Annotated in this window: 16 protein-coding genes; 6 read left to right on the top strand and 10 right to left on the bottom strand. The window is 65.7% G+C overall.

Going from position 1 to position 19,544, the window contains the following annotated elements; all coding sequences use genetic code 11:
- Positions 1 to 155 precede the first annotated feature (155 nt).
- Complete coding sequence (locus tag XH92_RS20595) at positions 156 to 845, top strand: TetR/AcrR family transcriptional regulator (protein WP_194460816.1); 690 nt, start codon at positions 156 to 158, stop codon at positions 843 to 845.
- A gap of 11 nt (positions 846 to 856) precedes the next feature.
- Here the strand turns inward: XH92_RS20595 and XH92_RS20590 are convergent, their stop codons facing one another.
- Positions 857 to 1,252 carry a Rid family hydrolase gene (locus XH92_RS20590; RefSeq protein WP_194460815.1) on the bottom strand — a complete coding sequence of 132 codons (396 nt, stop codon included), beginning with the start codon at positions 1,250 to 1,252 and terminating at the stop codon, positions 857 to 859.
- Between the two features lie 241 nt (positions 1,253 to 1,493).
- Positions 1,494 to 2,720: a CaiB/BaiF CoA-transferase family protein gene (locus XH92_RS20585; RefSeq protein WP_194460814.1), complete on the bottom strand. Its 1,227-nt coding sequence runs from the start codon at positions 2,718 to 2,720 to the stop codon at positions 1,494 to 1,496.
- A 266-nt stretch (positions 2,721 to 2,986) separates the two neighbouring features.
- Here XH92_RS20585 and XH92_RS20580 point away from each other — a divergent pair, with 266 nt between their 5' ends.
- Entirely contained in the window at positions 2,987 to 3,229 is a 243-nt protein-coding gene (locus tag XH92_RS20580; protein ID WP_194460813.1) for a hypothetical protein, read from the top strand.
- Here XH92_RS20580 and XH92_RS20575 read toward each other — a convergent pair.
- The 4 genes from XH92_RS20575 to nirB form a co-directional block, all read right to left on the bottom strand.
- Complete coding sequence (locus XH92_RS20575) at positions 3,226 to 4,176, bottom strand: amidohydrolase (RefSeq protein ID WP_194460812.1); 951 nt, start codon at positions 4,174 to 4,176, stop codon at positions 3,226 to 3,228. The two genes, XH92_RS20580 and XH92_RS20575, sit on opposite strands and share 4 nt — an antisense overlap.
- 192 nt (positions 4,177 to 4,368) lie before the next feature.
- Positions 4,369 to 7,032: a nitrate reductase gene (locus tag XH92_RS20570; RefSeq protein WP_194460811.1), complete on the bottom strand. Its 2,664-nt coding sequence runs from the start codon at positions 7,030 to 7,032 to the stop codon at positions 4,369 to 4,371.
- 16 nt (positions 7,033 to 7,048) lie between these two features.
- Positions 7,049 to 7,378, bottom strand: coding sequence for a nitrite reductase small subunit NirD (gene nirD, locus XH92_RS20565; RefSeq protein ID WP_194460810.1), 330 nt, complete (start codon positions 7,376 to 7,378; stop codon positions 7,049 to 7,051).
- On the bottom strand, positions 7,375 to 9,834 hold the full coding sequence (gene nirB, locus XH92_RS20560; RefSeq protein ID WP_194460809.1) for a nitrite reductase large subunit NirB: 2,460 nt from the start codon (positions 9,832 to 9,834) through the stop codon (positions 7,375 to 7,377). The genes nirD and nirB overlap by 4 nt, the downstream gene beginning before the upstream one ends.
- A 113-nt stretch (positions 9,835 to 9,947) precedes the next feature.
- Between nirB and XH92_RS20555 the strand changes: the two genes are divergently transcribed.
- The 3 genes from XH92_RS20555 to XH92_RS20545 all read left to right on the top strand — a co-directional run bounded on the left by XH92_RS20555 (position 9,948) and on the right by XH92_RS20545 (position 13,462).
- Positions 9,948 to 10,148, top strand: coding sequence for a hypothetical protein (locus tag XH92_RS20555; RefSeq protein ID WP_194460808.1), 201 nt, complete (start codon positions 9,948 to 9,950; stop codon positions 10,146 to 10,148).
- A gap of 320 nt (positions 10,149 to 10,468) precedes the next feature.
- A complete protein-coding gene (locus tag XH92_RS20550; protein ID WP_194460807.1) occupies positions 10,469 to 11,728 on the top strand; it encodes an MFS transporter in 1,260 nt (419 codons plus the stop codon).
- A gap of 30 nt (positions 11,729 to 11,758) precedes the next feature.
- Positions 11,759 to 13,462: a bifunctional protein-serine/threonine kinase/phosphatase gene (locus XH92_RS20545; RefSeq protein ID WP_194460806.1), complete on the top strand. Its 1,704-nt coding sequence runs from the start codon at positions 11,759 to 11,761 to the stop codon at positions 13,460 to 13,462.
- A gap of 21 nt (positions 13,463 to 13,483) precedes the next feature.
- Here XH92_RS20545 and XH92_RS20540 read toward each other — a convergent pair whose 3' ends face one another.
- The gene (locus XH92_RS20540) at positions 13,484 to 15,256 is read right to left on the bottom strand and encodes an acyl-CoA dehydrogenase family protein (RefSeq protein ID WP_194460805.1); all 1,773 of its coding nucleotides are present in this window, start codon (positions 15,254 to 15,256) and stop codon (positions 13,484 to 13,486) included.
- Between the two features lie 307 nt (positions 15,257 to 15,563).
- Here XH92_RS20540 and XH92_RS20535 point away from each other — a divergent pair, with 307 nt between their 5' ends.
- Complete coding sequence (locus XH92_RS20535) at positions 15,564 to 16,502, top strand: IclR family transcriptional regulator (RefSeq protein WP_194460804.1); 939 nt, start codon at positions 15,564 to 15,566, stop codon at positions 16,500 to 16,502.
- Between the two features lie 25 nt (positions 16,503 to 16,527).
- Here XH92_RS20535 and XH92_RS20530 read toward each other — a convergent pair whose 3' ends face one another.
- The 3 genes from XH92_RS20530 to XH92_RS20520 form a co-directional block, all read right to left on the bottom strand.
- A complete protein-coding gene (locus XH92_RS20530) occupies positions 16,528 to 17,154 on the bottom strand; it encodes a hypothetical protein (RefSeq protein ID WP_246788507.1) in 627 nt (208 codons plus the stop codon).
- Positions 17,151 to 17,690, bottom strand: coding sequence for a cytochrome c (locus tag XH92_RS20525; protein ID WP_371818058.1), 540 nt, complete (start codon positions 17,688 to 17,690; stop codon positions 17,151 to 17,153). The genes XH92_RS20530 and XH92_RS20525 overlap by 4 nt, the downstream gene beginning before the upstream one ends.
- Positions 17,691 to 17,757: 67 nt before the next feature.
- Positions 17,758 to 19,530, bottom strand: coding sequence for a PQQ-dependent dehydrogenase, methanol/ethanol family (locus XH92_RS20520; protein ID WP_246788506.1), 1,773 nt, complete (start codon positions 19,528 to 19,530; stop codon positions 17,758 to 17,760).
- Positions 19,531 to 19,544: the final 14 nt, after the last annotated feature.

Below are 19,544 nucleotides of genomic sequence, written 5' to 3'. Positions count from 1 at the left end.
CGGCGGCTGTGGCGTGCCAGAACGCCGCCCCGCGATCCGCGGATTGACATTTCCGGCTCTTCAAACGATAGTTTCATACAAATGTTTGAAAAACAACTCCCCGTCGTCTTCGTCATTCCGCGGCGCCCCGCGGAATAACGGAAAGGCTCTCAGCCATGGCCAGCGACCAGACCCGATCCGCCATTCTCGCCGCCGCCGAGCGGCTCTACGCCGACCGCGGCTTCGGCGACGTCACGCTGCGCGACATCGTCGCGGAGGCGAACGTCAACCTCGCGGCGGTGAACTATCATTTCGGCTCCAAGGACGAATTGATCGCGGAGCTGTTCGTCACCCGCAGCATCCAGACCAACCGCGAACGCCTCAATGAATTGAAGGCGGCGGAGGAAGCCGGCGGCGGCCGCGCCGCGATCGAGGACATCATGCGCGCCCTCGTCGGCCCCACGTTGCGCGGCTGCCTCGGACCGGACCGCGAGGGCTCGACCGCGGCGCGCTTCATGATCCGCGCTTCGATCGAATCCGTGCCGCCGATCCGCCGCATCAAGAATCGCGAGGTGGATCACTTGCGCAAGTTCGCCGCGGCGATGCGCCGTGCGATGCCGGGACGCGACGACACCGAGATGTATTGGGGCCTGCACTTCGCGCTGGCGATGGCGCACCACACCATCCGCGAGAAGGAGCGCCTGCTGCGGCTGTCGGAAGGAAAATGCGACCTCGACGACGTCCGCGCCATCATCGATCGCGTGGTCACCGTCTCCGTGATGGCGCTGACGATGAACGACGTGCCGAGCAAGCCGGCGATGCGGCCGGTCGTGGTGCACGGCCGGTTGACGCGGCAGGATCTGTAAGGCTTCGCGCCCTACACCATCGCGATGCAGTCGATCTCGATGTCGAACGGCCCGGTCCATTCCGGGATGCAGACGAAGATCCGCGCCGGGAGATCGTCCGCGAAATGTCTGCGGTAGATCGCGTTGAAGGTCGCGAAGTGCTTTGCCGAGGTGCAGAAGATATTGCACTTCATCACGTTCTCGAACGACGCGCCGGCCGCTTCAAGGCACTGCCTGAGCTGCTCCATCACGAGCTCGCTCTGCCGCTCGATCGAGGCCCCAGTGGCGATCTCGCCGGTCGCCGGATCGAACGGCGGCAGGCCGGAGACGAACACCATATTGCCCGCACGCGTTACCGCCGACGCCGGCGCCTTCCAGCGCTCCAGCCAGCTGGAGATCGGTTCGACGCGGACCACTTCGCGTTTCATGATTGGCACCTTCGATGAGGGATCGATGGCGCCAATCTAGCAGGCTCGTGTCAATGATGCTTCGATATCGGTCGAAGTGTTGTCACCGACCGGACAGCCCTCTCCCCGTCATCCTGAGGAGCGCGAAGCGCGTCTCGAAGGATGCACGGCCCGGCCGGTGGCCGATTCATCCTTCGAGGCTCGCTACGCTCGCACCTCAGGATGACGGGAAGAACGGGCCGCACGTGTCTCCGGCGCAGGCCTACAGAATCCCCTGCGCCTTCAGGCCTTCGATCTTGGCGTCGTCGTAGCCGATCGTCGCCAGCACGTCCTTGGTGTCGGCGCCGAGCAGCGGCGGGGCGCGGTAGTCGGTGATCGGCGTGCCCGAGAAGGTCAGCGCATTGCGGATCAGCGACAGGTTCGGCTCGAAGGGGTGATCGACCTTCACCCGCATGCCGCGCGACTGCACGTGCGGATCGCTGAACACCTGCTCGAAATTGTTGATCGGGCCCGACGGCACGCCCGCCTCCTCGAGCTTCTCCAGCCAGTAGGCGACCGGATGCTTCAGGAACAGGCCGGCGAAGATCGCCATGATCTCCTTGCCGTGCACGACGCGGTCGTTGTTCTTGACGAAGCGCTTGTCGTTGGCGAGCTCGGGTTCGCCGAGCACCGCGCAGGTGCGCTGGAACTGGCCGTCATTGCCGACCACCAGCATCAATTCGCCGTCGGTGCAGCGGAACACGCCGGCCGGCATGCCGCCATTGCCCCAGGTGCCGCGACGCGGCGGCATGTTGCCGTTGACGAGATAGATCTGCAGCCAGTGCGACAGCGAGGCGATCACCGTGTCGAACAGGCAGACGTCGACATGCTGCCCTTCGCCATTGTTGGCGTCGCGATGGTACAGCGCCGACAGGATTCCGATCGAGGTGTTCATGCCGGTCATGTAGTCGACGATCGAGGGGCCGACCTTCATCGGGCCCGCGCCGGGCTCGCCGTCGATATGGCCGGTGACGCTCATCAGGCCGCCCATCGCCTGCAGGATCGCGTCATAGCCGGCGCGCGTGGCGTAGGGGCCGGTCTGGCCGAAGCCGGTGACCGAGCAATAGATGATGCCGGGGTTGAGCTGCTTGATGGTGTCGTAATCGAGGCCGTAGCGCTTGAGGTCGCCGACCTTGTAGTTCTCCATCATCACGTCGACCGACTTGGCGAGCTCGCGGATGATCGCCTGCCCCTCCGGCTTCGCGATATTGACGGTGACGGACTTCTTGTTGCGGTTGGCGCAGAGGTAGAACGAATTGTTGTTGTTCGCCTTGCCTTCGGGATCACTGAGATAGGGCGGGCCAAAGGCGCGGGCATCGTCGCCGCCGCCGGGCCGCTCGATCTTGATCACCTCGGCGCCGAGATCCGCCAGCATCTGGGCCGACAGCGGGCCCGCGAGCACCCGCGTCAGATCGAGAATCTTGATGCCCGAAAGTGGCAGAGCCGACATGAACGTTCCTCCGATATTCCTAGAAAATCTTGATTATGTGACGCCGGACCGTGTGCCGGGCACGCCAAGGCTTGCCGATACACCATTTTGCTGCCGCGAGCACTGCATTGTCGGCATGAAGCCATCCCCGGACGGCCTATGTGCGATGCGCTGGCCGGAACCGGCCGCGAGGACCGGGCCGATTGCCGCCGCGCGAAATTGTGACGCTGGCCGACACCGATTTGCCGCAGCGTCCGCGGTAATTTTGCCGCCATCGGGAGGAGCACATGCGGACGATCACGACGGTCGGGCTGCTGCTGGCGCTGGTTGCGGCCGCAATGGCGCCGGTGGACGCGCGCGGCGGCCATAGCGGCGGCCGCGGCCACGGCATGCACGCGGGCGGCACCAGTCACGGCGGCGGATTTGCCGCCGACAAACGCCACGCCGACGACCTCTACGCCAAGGCGGCTTCCGACGAAGAGGACCGCTTGCTTAACAGCAAGTTGAAGAGCATCTGCCGCGGCTGCTAGGACGACGTCCAGCGAAGCCGCGCCAGGATGGCGCGGCCCATGATCCAGTCCTTGTCGCTTTCGGTGAGGAACGGAAGCTCTTCGGTGAATTGCGTCACGCGCTGCCGGTAGGTGGCCCTGGCGAATGAATTGGTGATGTCGGTTCCCCAGTGGCAGCGCTCCGGGCCGTAGGCGTCGAACAGACGACGGATATGCGGGATCACGTCGCGGAATGGATATGACTCAGTCGAAATCAGCGGGACCGACGACAGCTTCACCGATACATTCGGATATTTCGCGAGCGCGGCCGACTGGGCAATGGCTTCCGGCACCAAGTTGTTTTCCGATGAGCCAGGACGAGGCCGAAGTCCCGCGCCGACGCCCATGTGATCGATGATGAGCGTAAGTTGCGGATGCCGCTCGGCGATGCTGGCGAACAGCGACGTCCGCCCCTCGGTGAGAAACATCACAGGCAAGCCGGCCTTCTCCGCCGCTGGCCAGAACCAGTCCGCGGTTCCGTCGGTCAGCCACGTCGCTTCGCCGGGGCCGAAGTTCAACCTCACGCCCAGTACGCCGGGCTGGTCGCGCCAGGTCGCAAGCCGTGCCGCGCGGTCAGGCTGGTCGACGGCGACACGCGCCATGATGGCGAAACGGCCCGGGTACCGTTTGACGGCCTCTTGGGCATAGTCGATGCGCTCACCCTCGAGCGACACTGGCGGCACGATGACGACGCGATCGACGCCGGCGTCGTCCATCAGCGGAATGATCCGCTCGATGGTGAACGGCTCCGGAAGCTGCGGCTTGCCACCGGGCAGCCACGGTCTTTCCGGCGTATTCACCGGCCACAGGTGAACCTGCGAATCGACGATCACCCGCTTTTGCTGCGCGACCGTTGCCGCCACGTGCTGCATTGACAGCGCCACCCCGGTCGCGACGGTGCCGGTCAGAAAATGACGGCGCGAAGGCATGTAATGTCCTTCCTGTTCTATAGCTTTGGTCACGACGCAATGGTGTCCGACGCGGCGCCCCCCTGAACAGGGGTCACAGCAAATTGGCTCGCAATATTGAAGATCACATCAGGAAATTGCGGGCATTGAAATAGGGTTCAAAGAACCGCGCTGTCTCGGCTGGGCCTTGGCGCGGCTGCGATGCGCAGCGACTTAAGACGCGATCGCCTGCCGCGGCTGCGCGGTGGCGCCGATCAGCTTGCCGATCTCGGGCTTGCAGCCGCCGCAATTGGTGCCGGCCTTCAGGCAGCGGCCGATCGCCTCGACGCTGTCGGCGCCCTTCCTGATCTCGGCGGTGATCTGGTGTCGTCCGACGCTGAAGCAGGAGCAGACGATCGGGCCGACATCCTCGCCCGCGCCGAATGGCCGTCCGGCGAGCAGCGCCATCCGCGCGTTTGCCGACAATTGCTGTTCGGCAAACAGCCCGGTCAGCCACGCCCGTGACGGCAACGCATGGTCGGGCGCGATGAACACGCAGCCCTCGAGCCGGCCGTCGCGCACCGCCGCGTAGCGGAAGCGGCCCGCGGCCGGATCGCGATAGGCGATCCATTCGATCTCGACGCCGTCGAGGCCGAGCTGCGCCCGCGCCCAGTCGCGCCAGCTCTCCGGGCGAACGTCGAGCGCAAGCTCGAGCCGCGTGCAATCGCCGGCCTTGCCGTAGACCCAATAGCCGCTTGCCGGACGCCTGATCGCGTCGCGGCTCAGGATGAAGGCGTGCCATTTCGGCGTATAAGGATCGGCCTTGACCGGCGTGTGCTTGGACTCCGGCTGGCCGGACAGCGGATCGACCACCGGATTGACCAGCGCGTTGACGCGGCCCTCGCCGGCGAACTCCTCGTTCCAGTGCATCGGCACGAACACGCAGCCGCGGCGCTGGTCGGCGCTGACCACGACGCGCGCGATCATCTCGCCCCAGCTGCTGGTCAGCCGCACCAGGCCTTCGTTTTGCACGCCGGCCTGCCGCGCGTCCTCGGGGTGAAACTCGGCGTAGGGCTCGAAGATGTGCGACAGCAGCCGTCCGGTTTTCCCGGTCCGGGTCATGGTGTGCCATTGATCCCTGATACGGCCGGTGTTGAGCACCAGCGGATAGTCACGGCTGGTGGCGTTGCGCGCCGCGCGCGGCGCGACCGGCACGAAGCGTGCCTTGCGGTCGGGCGTGAAGAATGTCTGGCTCTCGAACATCCGCGGCGTGCCGGCCGGATGCTCCGATGTCACCGGCCACTGCACCGGAGCCAGCGCGTCATAGGCGCCGTCGTCGAGCCCGGCCAGCGCCGAGATGTCGAAATCGCGCTTGCCGTCATTCTCGAAGCCAGACAATTCGGCGTGCTCGCGGAACACCTCCGCCGCCGAGGCGTAATCGAAGCCGGAATATCCCATGCGCGCGGCGACGTCGCAGATGATGCGCCAGTCGGCGCGCGCTTGGCCCGGCGCTGACAGGAACGGCCGCTGCCGCGAGATCCGGCGCTCGGAATTGGTGACGGTGCCGTCCTTCTCGCCCCACGCCAGCGCCGGCAGCAGCACGTCGGCATGGCGCGTGGTGTCGGTGTCGCGCATGCAATCCGTCACCACGACGAGCTCGCAGGCCTCAAGCGCGGCGCGCGCGCGGTCGGCGTCGGGCAGGCTCACCACCGGATTGGTCGAGATGATCCACACCGCCTTGATGCGGCCGTCGGCGATCGCATCGAACATGTCGACCGCCTTCAGGCCGCCCTTCTCCGCGATGACAGGCGCGCGCCAGAACCGCCGCACCAGCTCGCGATGCGCGGGATTCTCCAGCTCCATATGCGCGGCGAGCTGGTTGGCGAGCCCGCCGACCTCGCGGCCGCCCATCGCGTTGGGCTGGCCGGTCAGCGAGAACGGCCCCATGCCGGGACGCCCGATCCGCCCGGTCAACAGATGGCAATTGATGATGGCGTTGACCTTGTCGACGCCGCTCGACGACTGGTTGATGCCTTGCGAATACAGCGTGACGACGCGCTCGGTCTTCGTGAACCAGTCGAAGAACAGCCCGACCGCGCCTTCGGTCAGGCCGCAGGTCGCAGCCGTCTGCGCCAGCGTCTGTCCGGCCACCTGCTTGAGCGCGTCGACGATCCCCGTCGTGCAATTGCCGACGAAGCCGCGATCGACCGCGTTGCTGCCGGCCAGGTACGCGAACAGCCCGTTGAACAGCACGGAATCGCTGCCCGAACGCAGCGGCAGATGCAGATCGGCGCCCTCGCAGGTCGCGGTGCGGCGCGGATCAACCACCACGATCTTGCACGCCGGGTTCTTCTCCTTTGCCGCCAGCATGCGCTGGTGCAGGATCGGATGGCACCAGGCGGCGTTGGAGCCAACCAGCACCAAGAGGTCCGCCTGCTCGAGGTCCTCGTAGCAGCCCGGCACCGTGTCGCTGCCGAAGGCGCGCTTGTGCCCCGCCACGCTGGAGGCCATGCAGAGCCGCGAATTGGTGTCGATATTGGCGGTGCCGACAAAGCCCTTGGCGAGCTTGTTGATGACGTAATAGTCCTCGGTCAGCAGCTGGCCGGAGACATAGAACGCGACCGCGTCGGGCCCATGTTCGCGAATAACTCGACTAAATCCGTCGGCGACGCGATCGATCGCGTCGCCCCACGTGGCGGGCGCGCCATCGATGACAGGCTCAAGCAGCCGCCCATCGAGATCGATGGTCTCGGCCAGCGCCGAACCCTTGCTGCAGAGCCGGCCGAAATTGGCCGGGTGCTGCTTGTCGCCCTCGACCCGGACGGCGCCCGCCGCGTCCCTCGACGCGATGACGCCACAGCCGACACCGCAATAAGGACACGTGGTCTTGACGGACATTGCCTGACCTGACCGTTCAGCTCACCGCGGCCGCCTGCCGCACCGACAGCCAGACAACGCCGTTCTCGACCTTGACCGGATGGGTATGCGTGCAGCCCTCGTCGGGCGCGACCGCCTGCCCGCTCACCAACTCGATGACGAAATTATGCAGCGGACAGGTCACGCGCTTGTTGTGCACGATGCCCTGCGACAGCGGTCCGCCCTTGTGCGGGCAGCGGTCGTCGAGCGCGAACACCTCGTCGCTCTCGGTCCGGAACACCGCGATGGTGCCGCTTGGGGTGCGCACCACGCGCGAGCCGAGCCGCGGAATGGCGTCGAGCGCGCCGATTTCGATCCAGCTGGTCATGCGAGCTCCAATTCGGCGAGAGGCGCGAACTCGTTGCGGTCGACGCCGCGGCTGGCGCGCTCGGCCCACGGATCGGTCTGCGCGAACTGCTGCGAATAGGCGAAGCGGGCGAACAGCGCCTTGCGGTTCGCGACGTCGTCGACCACCCGCTTCCTGATCTGCTCGAGGCCGACGCGGTCGCACCATTTGTACATACGCTCCAGATACCAGCCCTCCTCGCGATACAGCTGGGTCAGCGCCACAATCACCTCGAGCGTCTCGTCCTCGGTCTCGACCTTGGTCAGGAACTCGGTGCCCTTGATGTGCAGCCCGGCTGCGCCGGCGAAATGGATCTCATAGCCGGAATCGACGCAGACCACGCCGACGTCCTTGCAGGTAGCTTCCGCGCAGTTGCGCGGGCAGCCCGAGACGCCGAGCTTGACCTTGGCCGGCGTCCAGGAGCCCCACATGAACTTCTCGAGCTTGACGCCGAGACCGGTGGAGTCCTGGGTGCCGAAGCGGCACCATTCCGAGCCGACGCAGGTCTTCACCGTGCGCAGGCCCTTGGCGTAGGCGTGGCCCGATACCATGCCGGCGTCGTTGAGGTCGGCCCACACCGCCGGAAGGTCTTCCTTCTTGACGCCAAGCAGGTCGATGCGCTGGCCGCCGGTGACCTTCACCGTCGGGATGTTGAACTTCTCGGCGACGTCGGCGATGGCGCGCAACTCGCTCGGCGTGGTGACGCCGCCCCACATCCGCGGCACCACCGAATAGGTGCCGTCCTTCTGGATGTTGGCGTGGACGCGCTCGTTGATGAAGCGCGACTGCTGGTCGTCGCGATATTCGCCGGGCCAGGTCGCGAGCAGATAGTAATTGAGCGCCGGACGGCAGGAATGGCAGCCGTTGAGCGTCTTCCACTCCATGAAGCGCATGACTGCGGGAATGGTCTTCAGCTGCTGCTCGACGATGACGCGGCGGACGTCGTCGTGGCTGTGATCGGTGCATTTGCAAAGCGGCTTGACCTTCGGCGCCGCCGAATAATCGCCGCCGAGCGTGAACGCCAGCACCTGCTCGACGAGGCCGGTGCAGGATCCGCAGGATGACGAAGCCTTGGTATGAGCGCGGACGTCGTCGAGCGTGAACAGCTTCTTCTCGGAGATCGCCTTGACGATCGCGCCCTTGCAGACGCCGTTGCAGCCGCAGATCTCGGTCTCGTCGCTCATCGCGGCAACCGAGTTCTGGCCGCTGACGCCACCCTCGCCGAGATTGGCCGCGCCGAACACCAGGCGCTCGCGCATATGCGAGACGTCGGTGCCGTCGCGCAGATGCTGGAAGTACCAGGGGCCGTCGATGGTGTCGCCATAGAGCACGGCGCCGACGATCTTCTTGTCCTTCAGGATGATGCGCTTGTAGACGCCGCGATTGGCGTCCTGCAGCACGATCTCCTCCTTGTCCGGCCCGGGCGCGAAATCACCCGCGGAGAACAGATCGATGCCGGTGACTTTCAGCTTGGTCGAGGTGACCGAGCCGTCATAGATGGCAAAGCCCTTCATCGCCAGATGATTGGCGCAGACCTTGGCCTGGTCGAACAGCGGCGCGACGAGACCGTAGGTCTGGCGGCGGTGCTGCACGCATTCGCCGACCGCATAGATGCGGCCGTCATAGGTCTGCATGGTGTCGGAGACGACGATGCCGCGTTCGCAGTGGAGCCCGGCCTTCTTGGCGAGTTCGAAGTTCGGGCGGATGCCGACCGCCATCACCACGAGATCGGCCGCAAGCTCGGTGCCGTCGCCGAAGCGCACGCCGGTGACGCGGTCCTCGCCCAGGATCGCCTGGGTCTGCGCCGGCATCTTGAACACCATGCCGCGCTCTTCCAGCGACTTGCGCAAGAGACCGCCGGCCACCGGATCGAGCTGACGCTCCATCAAGGTGTCGAGCAGATGAACCACCGTGACGTTCATGCCGCGCTTCATCAGCCCGTTGGCGGCCTCGAGGCCGAGCAGGCCGCCGCCGATCACGACCGCGTTGCGGTAGTCGGTCGAGGCCTTGATCATGCGATCGACGTCATAGATGTCGCGGAAGCCGATCACGCCCGGCAGCTCCTTGCCGGGCAGCGGCAGCATGATCGGATTCGAGCCGGTCGCGATCAGCAGACGATCATAGGGAATGCGATCGCCGGCATCGGTGACGACTTCGCAGGTACGGCGATCGATCATGGTGATCGTCTCGCCCTTGCGCAGCGTGATGTTGTTGTCCTCGTACCAGTCGACGGTGTTGAGCATGATGTCGTCGACGGTCTTCTCGCCGGCGAGCACCGGCGACAGCAGGATGCGGTTGTAATTGCCGTAAGGCTCGGAGCCGAACACCGTGATGTCGTAGAGATCGGGGGCGCGCTCGAGCAGCGCCTCCACCGTGCGGATACCGGCCATCCCGTTGCCGATCACCACGAGCTTCTGCTTGGTCACTTTGTCGAGCATGGTCTGCCTTTCAATTCCGACGGCGCTATTCAGCGACGCGACGTGCGTCGTTGATGGGCACCGACAAAGGTTGGAGTTGTAGGAAGCCCAGCCGCGGGCGCAGACCGTCTTCGATGACGACCGATGTTCCGTTACTGATTGACATTCAAAACGCGTGCCAACTCGGCGCGAGCGAATCTGATTGTAAAATCAATGGGTTTTCTGCGACCTCGAATGTGCCCGATGACGCGCCGCGCGGCGGGCAGGCCGAATTTTTAGCCACGCAGATGATCTCTTGTGCAGCACAGCATCAGCGGCGGCGATGGCAATCGTGACGTCGCCATTGATCCGCCATCGCTCGCTCATGGCGCATCGCACAAGAAAGCATCAGCATGCGCGTTTGCGCGGCGGCGCTTGCTGCAAGCCACGCCAACTCCGATCGCGCGATGCGGTTCGCGATCTCGCGGCAACGCCTTGCGACTGCAAGGCAAAGCGGCGCAATCGATTCGATGGCACGCAAATTGCTGACCTGAACTCTTGACGGAGTACGTCTCAACGACGAGCGCACTCACCATTCACCCCCATTCGATTTATCTGCGCCCGAGACGACCGCACGTGTGCGGCTGTCTCCGCCGCATCACCGCGAGACGTTGCGATGAAGCTAGCCGAATTCAAGAAGGCAGGTCACTGGCCAACCCTGCTCGCCGCGTTCCTGTACTTCGACATCAGTTTCATGGCGTGGGTCGCGCTCGGCCCGCTGATCGTCTACATCGCGCGCGACATGAATCTGGCCGTGAACGAGAAGTTCACCCTGGTCGCCATTCCCGTGCTCGCCGGCGCGCTGCTCCGCGTGCCCATGGGCATTCTCGCCGACATCATCGGCGCCAAGCGCACCGGCATCATCGCCCAACTGGTCGTGATATCAGCGACCGCGTTGGTCTGGCATTTCGGCCTGACCAGCAAGCTTGCGATCGAGCTGTTCGGGCTCGCACTCGGTGTCGGCGGCGCCTCGTTCGCGGTCGCCCTGCCCCAGGCCAGCCGCTGGTATCCGCCGCAATATCAGGGCGTCGTGATGGGGATCGCCGGCGCCGGCAATATGGGCGTCGTGCTCGACACGCTGCTCGCGCCGAGCATCGCCGAACATTGGGGCTGGCAGGCCGTGTTCGGCTGCCTGTTGATTCCAATGCTGATGGTACTTGCCTATTACGCGGTTGCGGCCAAGGACGCGCCCGGCGAGCGCAAGAAGATTTCGCTGAAGGCCTATGGCGCGCTGCTGAAGGATTCCGACAGCCGCTGGTTCATGTTCTTCTACTTCATCACCTTCGGCGGCTTCGTCGGCCTCGCCAACGCGCTGCCGCTCTATTTCACCGTGCAATATCATGTCTCGGGCGTGGCGGCCGGCATGCTGGTCGCGCTCATCGTCGCGTTCGGCTCGGGCTTCCGCCCCGTCGGCGGCATGATCGCCGACCGCATCGGCGGCATTCGCTCGCTGTCGATCCTGTTCGGCGTTGTCGTCGCCGCTTATCTCGTGATCGCCTTCATGCCGGAGGGCCCGACTGCGCCGGTCGCGGGCGGCTGGGCGTTGACTGAGCTGCCGCGGATCGCCTGGGTCTCGGTGCTGCTGTTCTCGATCGGCGTGCTGGCGCTCGGCATGGGCAATGGCGCCGTGTTCCAGCTGATCCCGCTGCGCTTCCGCCACGAGATCGGCCTGATGACCGGGCTGGTCGGCTGCGCCGGCGGCATCGGCGGCTTCTTCCTCGCCCAAACGCTTGGCTTCGCCAAGGGCATGACCGGTGGCTTCGGCGCCGGCTTCCTGTTCTTCGGCGCGCTGGCGTTGCTTGGCTTCATCGGACTTGCCATGGTCAAGGTCCGCTGGCGCACCACCTGGGGCGCAGTGTCGGGAGCGCGCGTCTAAGGGCTCGCTCCGAAGAGGACGGGTTCGGACGTGGCGAACGGCGCGCAACACGACCTGGGCGTTCGCGTCGGTTTCGCCAGCGAGACCGGCAAGCGCACCGCCAATGAGGACTATGTCGCGGCGTGTCTGGGTCAGCCGGGCGCGCTGCATCGCGACGTCGTGGCCGCGGTCGCCGACGGCGTCGGCGGCCACAAGGGCGGACGCGAGGCCGCGGAGGTCGCGGTCCGCAGCTTCATCGACGCCTATTACTCGCTGCCGGAGACGCTCGGCGTCCGGCGCCGCGCCGCACGGGCGCTGGAAGCCGCCAACAGCTGGATCTACGGCCAGGGCCGCGTCGATGCCGCGCGCAGCGGCATGGCCTGCGCGTTCTCCTCGATCATCCTGTCGCGGCGGCAATGCCATGTGATCCATATCGGCGACACCCGCGCCTATCGCCTCAGCGACGGACGGCTGGAGCGGCTGACGCAGGATCATATCGCCGGCCGCGGCGACCTCGCCCACATGCTCAGCCGCGCCATCGGCTTCGAGGAGTTCGCCCGCTTCGACTACACCTCCGTCGGGCTTCGGCAGCATGATCGTCTCCTGATCTGCAGCGATGGGGTTCACGGCACGCTCGGCGATTCCTGGCTCCAGCAATTACTGGAGGAACGCACGCCGCCCGACGAATCGGCGCGCAGCATCGTCGATGCCGCGCTCGCGGCCGGCAGCAGCGACAACACGACCGCGCTGGTGCTCGACGTCGTCGACCTGCCGCCGGCGGACCGCGACGATCTCACCCATGCGATCGCGACCTTGCCGATCCTCGACTTGCCGCTGAGCGGCGACACGATCGACGATTTCGCGCTCCACGATGTGCTGTCGGACGGACGCTACAGCCGCCTGTTCAAGGCGACCGACAAGCGCGTCGGCCGCGACGTCGTGCTGAAGTTTCCGCATCCGCGGGTCGCCAGTGAAGGCTCCTACCGGCTCGCCTTCGTGCGCGAGGCCTGGGTCGCCGCGCGCGTGCGCAGCCTGTGGATCGGCGAGATCATCGAGGTGCCGGCGGAGCGGCAGACCAGGCTCTATTCGGCGATGCCGCTCTACGAGGGCGAGACGCTGGAGCAGCGACTCAAGCGCGCGCCGCGGCTGTCGCTCTCCGAGGGGATTGCGATCGCAACCAAGCTGGTGCGCGCGGTGACGGCGCTGCACCGCGCCGGCATCATCCATCGCGACATCAAGCCCGACAACGTGATCCTGCTGAAGGACGGCGGACTGCGCCTCGTCGACCTCGGCGTCGCGCGCGTGCCGCTGCTGGAGGATTTTCCCGCCGAGGATATTCCGGGCACCGCGAGCTACATGGCGCCCGAGCTGTTCGGCGGCAAGGCCGGCGACGAGGCCTCAGACCTGTTCGCGCTCGGCGTCACCGTCTACCGGATGTTCACCGCGAATTATCCGTTCGGCGAGATCGAGCCGTTCTCGCGGCCGCGGTTCGGCAAGCCGGCGCCGCTGTCGCGCTACCGCCCGGACCTGCCGGCCTGGCTCGATGCCGTGATCGGCAAGGCGCTCAGCATCGAGCCCGCGCAACGCTTCGGCGACGCCATCGAATTCGCGCACGAGCTGGAGAACGGCGCGACCTGGGCCGGGCCCGCCGTCACGACCCGCAAATCGCTGCACGACCGCGATCCCGTGACATTCTGGAAGGTGCTGTGCGCGATCCTCGCGCTGATCATCGTGGCGCTGCTGGCGCGGCATTGATCCGCGCCAGCACCCGGCGAATCAGGCAAGCAGCAACGCCGCCCGTGCGGTCGGGACCGCTCCATCCCCGAGCACCAGCGCGATGGCGTCGCGCTCCCATGCATCGTCGGCCGGCGCCAGCGGATCCTTCGCGGTCAGGCGATGTTCGAGTACGAAGCGCGACAGCAACAGCCGCCTCGCGTCGACCCCGGGCTGGCATCCTTCCCATGCAAGCGTGATCGCCGATGCGGCATGGTAGAGCGCGCTCGCGGCAAGGCGCGCGGTGTGCTCCGAGCCGGGATCGGCCGCGACCTGCCTGGCAAACGCGATCGCCCGGTCGAGCGCGGTCCGGAGCCGCTTGCGGAACGGCTCGGGCAGCGCTTCCGCCTCCTCAAGCCGAGCCTGCAGCGCCGAGGCAAGGGCCCGGTGCGCGCCGCTCTTGCCGACGGCGCGTGAGATGATATCGAGCGCGTTGATGTTGCTGGTGCCCTCCCAGAGCACCCCGACATGGGCGTCGCGCACCAGCCGCGGCTGCACCCATTCCTCGATGTAGCCATTGCCGCCGCGCACCTCCATCGCGCCGGTGGCGACCGGAATGTTGTCGCGGCAGGCGCGGTACTTAAGCAGTGGCGTCAGGATGCGCAGCAGGTCTCTCGCCTGCGCCGAGCCGGCATTGGCATCGTCCATCGCCCGCGCGGCCACCAGCATCATCGACAGCGCCTGCTCGGTCGGCACGATCAGCTTCATCAGCTGACGGCGCAGCAGCGGGAAATCCATCACACGCTGGCCGAACGCCACGCGCGACGAGGCGCTGACGACCGCCTCATTGACACAGCGCCGCATCATCGCGGCGGCCCGCACGCCGTGAGACAGGCGCGAGAGGTTGACCTGCTCCATCATCTGCTTGAGGCCCTGCGTGGGATCGCCGACCAGATAGGCCACCGCATTGTCGAGCCGGATCTCGCCCGACGCCATCGATTTGGTGCCGAGCTTGTCCTTGAGGCGAACGATCCGGTAGCTGTTGCGCTTTCCGTCCTTGAGGCGGCGCGGCAGCGCGAACAGCGCGAGCCCCCTGGTGCCCATGGGTGCCCCTTCGGGCCGCGCCAGCATCAGCGCAACGTCGGCATCGGCGTGAGAGCAGAACCATTTGTCGCCGGTCAGACGCCAGACGTCGCCATCCCGCCGCGCAACGGTCGCGACGGCGCCGACATCGGAGCCGCCGGCACGCTCGGTCATGAACTGCGTGCCCCTCCACAGGCTCGCCATGTCGTCCGACAGCATCTTCGGCAGCAGATAGGCTTTCAACTCGTCCGAGCCGAATTTGCGGATCAGGTGCGTCGACGTGTCGGTAACGCTGATCGGGCACATCAGCCCGAACTCGGACTGCACGAACAGATACTGGAACACATACTTGGCGATCGCCGGCAGCGGCTTGTCCATGCCAAGCACGCCGGCGCGATGGCTCATGGCGTGAAACTGGAAATCCCCGAAGGCGATCGCCTCCATCTCGCGGTAGGCCGGATGATAGTCGATCCAGTCCTCGTCACGGCCGTAGGCGTCCCTCGGATTGAGTACCGGCGCATGCTTGTCGGCGATCCGCGCCAGCCGGTCGAGCCTGCCCCCCGCCAGTTCGCCGAGACGCTTGAAGTGCGGCTCCAGCCGCTGGCGATCCTCGCGCGGCAGATAGAGCCCCAGAAGGCCACGGAGTCCGCGATCGAGGTCATAGAAGTTGAGGCCGGCGCAATCATGCGAGATGTGGCGGGCCGGATCGGCGACATCGTCGGAGCTGCGAAGGTCGCGCGCGCTCATCTGCATCGGGGCTCTCCTCGTTTGGGATGACGTCGCAGCGGCCTTGCCCGCGTGCGGGATGTCATTGCCCGGTGATCAAACTTGGCCTGCAACATCGGGAACGATCGCGGCGATGTCCATCGTCGGACACCCGCACGAGAATAATTTCAGATACATGGAAGAAATGCCGGCTGCTCGCGGATCTTACTGTGAGCCATGCCGCGCCGCGGACTCTTGACCTCCGTTGGTTTCGCTGCACATTCGATACAGAAGGCGACAACGGATGTTGCAGCGCACCAGGCCTGCGCTGTCCTCAAGGAAACGGGCGGAGAAGATGAAGGGCGTTCGCTCCGATACCCAGCCCCCGGCAAGGCGAGGCCGCAGGCGCATCGTCGCCGACCGCGTGCGCATGCAAGCGGACGATCCCGCGGCGATGGTGATCGAGGCCAACCGGCATGACGAACTGTTTCGCGCCGCCGACGGCAACCCCGATCCGTCGATCGTCAAGTCGGCGCACCGCGTGCTCCGCATCTTCGAGTATTTTGCCGAGATCGAACGGCCCGCGGCCATGACCGAGATCGCACGCCGGCTGAATTATCCGCCGTCGAGCACGTCGGCGCTGCTGAAGAGCCTCGTCGAGCTCGGCTATCTCGACCACGACCGGCAGGCGCGCAGCTATGTACCGACGGTCCGCGTCGCGCTGCTCGGCGGCTGGCTCAAGAGCCAGACATTGCCGGGAACGACCCTCGATGGCATCACGCGCGAGCTGCATGAGGCGACCCGGCTGACCACCTTCGTGGTGGCCCGCAACCAGCTCTACAGCCAGTACATCCGTGTGCTGCAAGGCACGACGCCGGTGCGCTATTATCTCGAGCCCGGTGCGCGGCGGCTGCTGACCCACTCGACTCCGGGCCGGGTGTTTCTCAGCCTGATGAACGACGAGGACGCGCGGCGGATCGTGCAGCGGATCAACGCCGAGGAAGCCCCGTCATCCGCCGTCCGCTTCGGCGATATCCAGCATGCGCTGGCGACCATTCGCCGCCAGGGATTCGCCTATACGCGCGACATGGGAACGCCCGGCCTGAGCGCGATTGCGATGCGGCTGACCGAGGCCGACCAGACGCCTCCGCTCGTCATCACCGTCGCCGGCCCGAGCTCGATCGTCTCGGCGGAAAGCAGGGCTATCATCGGCAAGATGCGCGAGCTGATCGAACGGCAGTCGCCCGGCCTGCTGCCGCAGATCGACATCGAGGCGCCGCCGATCGAGACCTGAGATCGGGCGACGCGTCAGGTAGACGTCACGATCCCGCGCGGCGGATCGTGATTCTGCTCTCGTCGGTCATGTCCTTGAGCTCCTTGTTCGGCTCGCGATAGAGGTGACGCACGATCTCGACGGTGCGGCCGTCGGTGGTCTTGCTGCATTTTTCGTCGACGAATACCCCGCCGACCTCCTGCTTGTCGGCGCCCGGCTTCGCCTCCGAGCAACTCCAGCCGTCCTCGCCGTAGCGCGACTTCGCCTGCAGGCCGAGCAGGAACGCCTTCTTGCGTAGATAGAGCCGCGCCTTCGGATCGGTCTCGATCGTCAGCGCCGCGATCCTGGCATCCTTGTCGATCATCACGATCAGGATCGCCGGATGACCGCCGACCATGGTGCCTTCCCGTGCGGTCTCGCGGTCATATTCGAAGCGGATGGCGCGCAGCTGGTCCGGCCCGGCCGGGCAAGCCTCCCACTGCGCCCATTCCGCCAATCGGTGCGTCTTGTCTCCGACGCAGGTCAGGTTGATGTATCCCGCGTCGGGAACCTTGCCGATGTCCATGCCGACATTGATGTCGCGCAGGTCTCCCGCAGTCGCCATCGCCGGCACGGCCGCGGTGATCGAGGCGGCGAAGACCAATCCACGGAGTGCCGATCGTTGCTTGCTCATGGCTTTGCCTTCTCGCTTGGGTCGGACGGCGCGGCGGCATGGCCGGCCTCCTTGTAGATATTGCAGACGCGCGAGCCGTCGCCGAAGAAGGCGATGCATTCGTCATAGTTCGGCTCGCCCTTGCCCTTGACGTGGGCGAGCACGTAATCGGCAACGGCCTCGATCTCGTTCGGACGCAGAAACACATTCGCCTCGGGCGGCATGCGGTCGGCGACATCCTGCCGGCTCATCTCGTAGCATTTCGTGGTGTCGTAGGAGCCGCGCACGAAGAACGGCATGCCGGTGCCCGGCCGTCCACACGTCACGGTCTCGATGATCTGATCGCGGGTCAGCTCGGTCTTGCGCAGCGACAGCGCGTCGCCGCCATAGCCGCCGCCGCCATTGCCGTGCCATTTGTGGCAGCCCATGCAATTGCCTCGCTTGAACACCGCCTTGCCCGCATCGGTCGGATCGCCCGCCGACTGCGCATGCGCCGCGCCAAATTCCATCACCAGCGCGCAGCCGAGCCACGCGCCAACCAGCCATGTTTGTTTCATTTGTTCCGTTTCTGTTGGCGAGATCGACGCGGGAGGCCCCTCACCGAGGCCTCCCGCGCTTGCGATGTCAGAGCGCGAACACGTAGAGCATCGAGCCCGGCTGCATCCGCTTCAGCTCGGGCGTGGCATCGATGAACCACTTGTCCCAGGCACCGCCGAGGCCGACCAGGACCGCGACATACTGCTTGCCGTCGACCGAGAACGTCATCGGAGGCGCGTTGAGGCCGCCGCCGGTGTTGAACTCCCACAGCTTCTGCAACGACTTCGCGTCATAGGCGATCACCTCGCCGGACGGCTGTCCGGAGAACACGAGGTCAGGCGTCGCCAGGATGCCGCCAAGGTTCGGGAATTGCGTCTCCGCCTTCCCCGCCACCTTGCCGGTGGTGACGTCGATCGCGGTCACGCTGCCGGTGATCTTGACGTTCTGGCTCGGTCCGCCGCCGGTGAAGAACTCGCGCGCCTTCACCTTGTCCGGCGTCATCTCCTCGACCTTGATGTGGTTGCAGCTCTCGATGACGGGAATGTACCACAGCTTCAGGTTCGGATTGTACGCGGTCGGCGGCCAGTTCTTGCCGCCCATGTTGCCGGGGCAGATGTCCGTTTCCTTGTTGGTGCGGCTCGGCGTGACCGACGCGTTGTACTTCTGCACGCCCTGCTTCGGATCATACTCCACCGGCTTGCCGGACTCGGGATCGAGACCCTTGGTCCAGGTCACCTTCTTCACGAACGGCAGACCCCAGATGAACTTGCCGGTGTTGCGATCGACCGCATAGGCGAAGCCGTTGCGGTCGGCCTCGAGCGCGAGCTTCAGCGTCGAGTTGTTCGGACCGGGAACGTCGACCAGCACGTTCTCCGCCACGCTGTCGTAGTCGTAGGGATCGTTCGGCGTGTGCTGGTAGTGCCACTTGATCTTGCCGGTATCGGCGTCGAGACCCAGTGACGAGTCGGTGTAGAGGTTGTCGCCAGGCCGGTATTCGTTATCCCAATCCGGTCCGGGATTGCCGACGCCCCAGACGATGGTGTTGGTCGACGGGTCGTAGCTGCCGGTGACCCAGGTCGATCCGCCGCCACTTGCCTTGGCGTTCTTGTCGTCCTTCCAGGTCTCGTGACCCGGCTCGTCCTTGCCCGGAATGGTGTGGGTGCGCCACACTTCCTTTTGGCTGTTCAGGTCGGTCGCGGCGATCCAGCCGCGAATGCCGTATTCCGCGCCGGCTACGCCTGATATCGCCCTGTCCTTCACGATCAGCGGTGCGCCGGTGATCACCTCGCCCTTGTCGGGATCGGCGACCTGACGCTGCCAGGCGACCTGCCCGGTCTCCTTGTTGGTCGCGATCAGGCGGCCGTCGAGCGTGTGCGAGATGACGAGGTTGTTCCACAGCGCGACGCCACGGTTGTCGACGCCGCAGCAGGCCACCGCGCCGGCCCAGTCGTGGTCGGTCTTGGGATCCATCTTCCAGACCAGCACGCCTTTGCCGCCATGCGCATCGATCTTGTAGACCGAGCCCCAGCCGTCGGTGACGTACATGAATCCGTTTTCGACGATCGGAGTTCCCTCCAGGCCGCCATGCGCCCAGATTCCGCCGCCCTCGACGCCGCCGAGATGCATGGTCCAGGCGACCTTCAGATTCTTGACGGTGTCGCGGTTGATATCCGTCAGCGACGAGAAGCGGGTCGCCGAATAGTTCTTGTGGTGGTGCAGCCAGTTGCCCGCTTCCTTGTCAGCATTGAGCAGGCGGTCCTGGTTGACATCGTCGGCGAGCGCGAACGAGCCCGCCAAGGTCGCTGCGGATGCTACTGCCGCCGCAAGCATATGCGATTTAACCCAATTCAACCTTGTCATCAGTTCATTTCCTC

This window comes from Bradyrhizobium sp. CCBAU 53421, assembly GCF_015291625.1.
Lineage (GTDB): Bacteria > Pseudomonadota > Alphaproteobacteria > Rhizobiales > Xanthobacteraceae > Bradyrhizobium.
This window is presented reverse-complemented; position numbering and strand designations above follow the sequence as displayed.

Bases quoted from the DNA above. Each gene is read 5' to 3' on its own strand.
- XH92_RS20595 (WP_194460816.1), top strand. From the start codon at position 156: ATGGCCAGCGACCAGACCCGATCCGCCATTCTCGCCGCCGCCGAGCGG.
- XH92_RS20590 (WP_194460815.1), bottom strand. From the start codon at position 1,252: ATGAAACGCGAAGTGGTCCGCGTCGAACCGATCTCCAGCTGGCTGGAG.
- XH92_RS20585 (WP_194460814.1), bottom strand. From the start codon at position 2,720: ATGTCGGCTCTGCCACTTTCGGGCATCAAGATTCTCGATCTGACGCGG.
- XH92_RS20580 (WP_194460813.1), top strand. From the start codon at position 2,987: ATGCGGACGATCACGACGGTCGGGCTGCTGCTGGCGCTGGTTGCGGCC.
- XH92_RS20575 (WP_194460812.1), bottom strand. From the start codon at position 4,176: ATGCCTTCGCGCCGTCATTTTCTGACCGGCACCGTCGCGACCGGGGTG.
- XH92_RS20570 (WP_194460811.1), bottom strand. From the start codon at position 7,032: ATGTCCGTCAAGACCACGTGTCCTTATTGCGGTGTCGGCTGTGGCGTC.
- nirD (WP_194460810.1), bottom strand. From the start codon at position 7,378: ATGACCAGCTGGATCGAAATCGGCGCGCTCGACGCCATTCCGCGGCTC.
- nirB (WP_194460809.1), bottom strand. From the start codon at position 9,834: ATGCTCGACAAAGTGACCAAGCAGAAGCTCGTGGTGATCGGCAACGGG.
- XH92_RS20555 (WP_194460808.1), top strand. From the start codon at position 9,948: ATGACGACCGATGTTCCGTTACTGATTGACATTCAAAACGCGTGCCAA.
- XH92_RS20550 (WP_194460807.1), top strand. From the start codon at position 10,469: ATGAAGCTAGCCGAATTCAAGAAGGCAGGTCACTGGCCAACCCTGCTC.
- XH92_RS20540 (WP_194460805.1), bottom strand. From the start codon at position 15,256: ATGCAGATGAGCGCGCGCGACCTTCGCAGCTCCGACGATGTCGCCGAT.
- XH92_RS20535 (WP_194460804.1), top strand. From the start codon at position 15,564: ATGAAGGGCGTTCGCTCCGATACCCAGCCCCCGGCAAGGCGAGGCCGC.
- XH92_RS20530 (WP_246788507.1), bottom strand. From the start codon at position 17,154: ATGAGCAAGCAACGATCGGCACTCCGTGGATTGGTCTTCGCCGCCTCG.
- XH92_RS20525 (WP_371818058.1), bottom strand. From the start codon at position 17,690: ATGAAACAAACATGGCTGGTTGGCGCGTGGCTCGGCTGCGCGCTGGTG.
- XH92_RS20520 (WP_246788506.1), bottom strand. From the start codon at position 19,530: ATGACAAGGTTGAATTGGGTTAAATCGCATATGCTTGCGGCGGCAGTA.